This is a genomic window from Pseudomonas sp. P5_A2_2 (genome assembly GCF_054177685.1).
Genome location: NZ_JBGCUL010000371.1, coordinates 1 through 4312 on the forward strand (window position 1 = coordinate 1; position 4312 = coordinate 4312).

At 61.4% G+C, this 4312-nt stretch carries 1 protein-coding gene; it reads right to left on the minus strand.

Translation table 11 applies throughout. From position 1 onward, the window contains the following. Positions 1 to 4312 (minus strand): peroxidase family protein (locus ACXRVY_RS18595; RefSeq protein ID WP_458237945.1); only part of this gene is annotated, 4312 nt, incomplete at both ends.

Genomic DNA, 4312 nt, shown 5'->3' on the forward strand with positions numbered 1-4312 from the left:
CCCCACAGGACCACTGTTCAAGACGGTGCCAACGCCGGACGCCTGCGCCTGGTCAGCGAACTGCAGACGCTCGATGCCCGTCAGGCGATCGACGCCATCACGCCCGGCCACCAGGTCGGTCACGACGACGGCGTTGCCATCGACAGCGACTGTGTACTCCGACGCATTACCGGAGAACACCGCGGTGTCGAAGCTGTCAGTGCCGGTCAGAATCTCCCGCACGATGACCAGCTGGCCCGGGTTGTAAGTACCATTGAGCATCGCCTGAACCATCGGCGCCATGCTGTCGAACGTAGCGATTTCCGCGCCAGTGCCATCAGCGTTCGCCCGTACGCTGATGCGTACGTTCAGCCACTTGTCACCGTCGATGATGTCGTCACCACCGCGACCTTCGATGAGGTCACTGCCGCTGCCACCGAGGATGATGTTACCGCCGTCGAAGAACGTCGCTCCAACTGGCAACAGGCCCGCCAGACCGTTGATCAGGCTGATGTTGGTCAGCACACTGCCGGTTGCACCCGCGGTGGGTAGCGATGTCGCATCTTCGCTATCACCGCGCAGGAAGTCACCGTGGGACGAACCCGACAGCCCTTCCATGATGTCGAAACGCACCAGCGCCGAGGCGCCCGAACCTGGCATCGGTGGCACATCGAAGAAGCGGTCGCTGTAATCGATGGTCACGCCCTGGGCGAGATCCTTGAAGGTTGCCCAGTCATAGCCGGAGCCGCCGATATAGCGGTCACCGAAGCCGAGACTGCCGACCATGATGTCGTCGCCGCCTTCGCCGTTGAACTTATCGTTCTCGTTACCGCCGATGAATACATCGTGGCCGATCACCGGGTCGTTGCCGAGCGGATCGAAGTTGTCGCCAGGGGCACCATCCGAAGTGCCCTTCTCGATCCAGTCGTCGCCTTCGTTACCCATGTCCTGTTCGTTGGCTTTGCTGCCCAGGATGAAGTCGTTGCCCTGGCCACCAATGGCTTCGGAGGCATCCTCACCGGTCACGATGAAGTCGCTGCCGAACCCGCCAATGATCAGGTTGATGCCGTTGCCTCCGTGCAGCACGTCGTTGCCGTCGCCACCCTGGATGTTATCGTCGCCGCCGGTGTCGGTGATGATGTCGTCGCCGACGCCACCGCGCAGCTGGTCGTTGCCGTTACCGCCATCGATGCGATCGTTGCCGCCATCACCCCAGACCGTGTCATCGCCATCACTGGAGATGAGGATGTCTGCGTTGTCGGTGCCACCCAGCACGATGTGCTCTTCACCGTTGTACCGGATGTAGTTGGTGTCCAGTCCCACGGTCAGCGGATTGTCGCGGAATACCACCTGCCCGGCATTCGGGCCGAGCGGATCGGCGGCGAGCAGGCCATCGTTGTATTGCTTGCTCAGGTCCACTTCCAGGTAGAGCCCTGGGTCCGAGAACACCAGGCCAGGCAAGTGCGTGGCCGAGGTGTTGGCCATGATCAGCTTGGCGAACGAGTTGCTTTCAAGTTCGGCATTCATCGACAGGCCAGAGGTACGCTCCAGGTAGTAGAAGCGGTCGCCGTCCTGCAGTTTTTCCAGCTGGTTCTCGAACACGAAGTTGAAGGTCGAGCCGAGCATGCCGCCGAACGGGGTTTTCGCTTCGGCCAGGCCGCCGATCCACAGGTCGATGGCATCGACGCCAGTGACCGTCACACCCTTCAGGTCGTCGGCAGTACCCAGCAGCCCATCCTTGCCGGCCAGCGTTACGTTGGCAAAGGCACCGGTGCTGTTGAGGAAGTCCAGGCGGTCAGCCGGTGCACCCGCACCACCGAAGACCAGCGCCAGGGCTGCAGCGCGTTTGCCCTCCATCGTGGTCGCCCCTGTGATCGTGTCATGCGTGCCATAGGCCGCGATGAAGTTGATCAACGACTCCGGATGTTTGAGGTACTGCACCAGATCGACCCAGCTGGTGTACGGCTTGAGTTGGGTATCACCGGTTTGGCTGTAGATGTCGCGGCGGATCGCATTGAGTGAGGGAATCCCCACGTCGCGGCCACGGGCGAGGTTGAGCGCCGGCAGGTCGAGCGGCAGGCCGAGCAGGTTACTGCGCAGCGCATCGGTGACGAACTCGTCGATTTCGTTACCGGCTTGCCGAGTCACCCCACGTATGATCGCACTGGTCGCATCCTCTGGCGACACGCCACTGGCGGCGTACGCCAACGGGTTGAGGAAGGCTGCGATCAGGCCAGTCTGTTGATTGCCCAGGGCATTCGGATTGCCGTCGCCCACCACGTTGAAGTTGATATCGAAGCGATCGACGGTCTCGGTCAGCATCGAGTGGCCAAACCGGTACACGGTGTGGGCGAACTCGGCGACGATCGAGGCATCGAGGTCGACGTCATAGACCTGGGTCGGTGCGAAGAACAGGTCGACTCTGGGCTGGATGGTCCGCGCAAACTCCTCGAACACCAGGTGCTGATACTGCATTTCGGTGCCGAACTTGGCAGCCTGGAACAAGCGCTCGCCATTCCACTGCAGCGCATCGAACTCGGCCTGGGTGGTTGGCAATGCGGCCACCGGATTGAGCAGCCACTCGTTGAGGAAGGCCACGTCACCCGAATCGAGCACGGTATCCTTGGTCTGCGCAACCAGCCGGTTGTGCTCGGAGTGGAAGATCGCATGCACCGCGGTCAGGCCGATGTTCTCGTTGACCCGGCCGTCGCCAGCGATGTAGTGAGCGTCGAGCAGTTCGTTGTCATAGGTCAGGTTGTTGCCGCCCGCGTCAACGGGCTGCGCATTACCGACAGCGGTATCGGCATCCGCCAGCAGAACCCCACCGACGATTACCGGTGTTGCATTGTGGGCGATGTCGACGAGGAACTGGTGACCGGTACGCACAGCATTGGTCAGGTCAAGGGGAGCAAGCGGATCGCCTTCGACAAGGACGTCATCCGGCGTGCCACCAAGACCGTCAACGCCCTTCATCACCACCATCGGGAAACCGTTCGGCCCCTTGATGAAATTGCCATAGGCGTCTGTCGCCAACAGCGGGGCATTATCGACGTCGGCGTCGGTCAGGTTGATGCCGAGAATGTCACGGGCTTGCGCCTTGACTACCTTCCAGGTCGCCATGCCACCGATTTCGACGTCGTCCGCAGTACCAAACTGGCCATCCGCGCCCAGATCACGGTTGGTGATCAGCCTGCCAGTCGCTATAGGGCCAGTGTCGGTCAGTTGATAAGCGCGCAAGAACACCTGATGCGACGGGTGCGAGCTATAGGTCTGGTTCTGGTCCACGAACGGCGAGGTGGTGTTGGTTTGCTCATGGATGTCGTCGGCCGTACCAAGAATGCCATCCGCCCCTGGCAGGTTGGTCGCGCGGGTCAGGACCATGAAGTTCGTCGGGCTACCAGGGACAAACAGTGGATCATCCGGTTGCAGTGGAATGAAGACGGTGCCCGAACCACCTTTGGTGACCAGGTCCAGACCATGATCGAAGAACTGTCCGAAGAAGGTCATCCAGGCGTTGAACGGCGCGGACAACCCCGCGTCCGCCGCGACGTTCTCGAAAAAGTACACATCGTGATCATCGGCAGTACCGAACTGACCATCCAGGCCGGGGCTGGCGACAATCTGTACGCCATCCTTGAGCACGTCGTCGTTACCCACCGCGCCGAAGTTCAGCACGCCGTCCAGGCCCGGGTTGAAAGCCGTGGCATAGGCCGCCGGGTTGTTCGCTGTCTGATCGACGATCAGGTTACTGATGGTGCGTGGCTGCGAGTCAATCACAAGGCCGCTGTTCTGCGCATACGACGTTCCCCCTTCCGCCGGATTGAAGACCGGATCGGTCAAGCGCGGAAAGACGTTATCGGCGGCACCAAACTCGGTGTTGTTAATGCCGTTGAGGTTCATCAGGTTGTTGTTCGACCCGTCGACCGCACGCAGGCCCAACGGCGCGCGGATATTCGGGATCAGCGAGAGGATGTCCTGACCGGCCGCATCAGCCTCGGCAATCTTGATCTGGTCAAGAATGAAGTTGAGGTCGGAGCGGACCATGTGCAGGCCCGCGCCACCCGCGGTGGCATCGACTACAGGCACCAGCGCCGTTGGCGTGACCGGTGCACCGGCAACGATGGCAGCCGTCGGCGTGGAGAACAGGATCTCCGTGGTGCCATGACCGTCCTGATAGATCGCCTTGACCCGCAACGACAACCCGGCGAGGTCAGGAGAGACCTTGAACGCGGTACCGTCGGCGCWTTGGAAMGCCAGGTCGCCAGCCGGCAACAGKATGATGTCCTCGAATACGCCGCTGCCAGGAGTTGCCTCGAATTGCCAGATGTAGGAC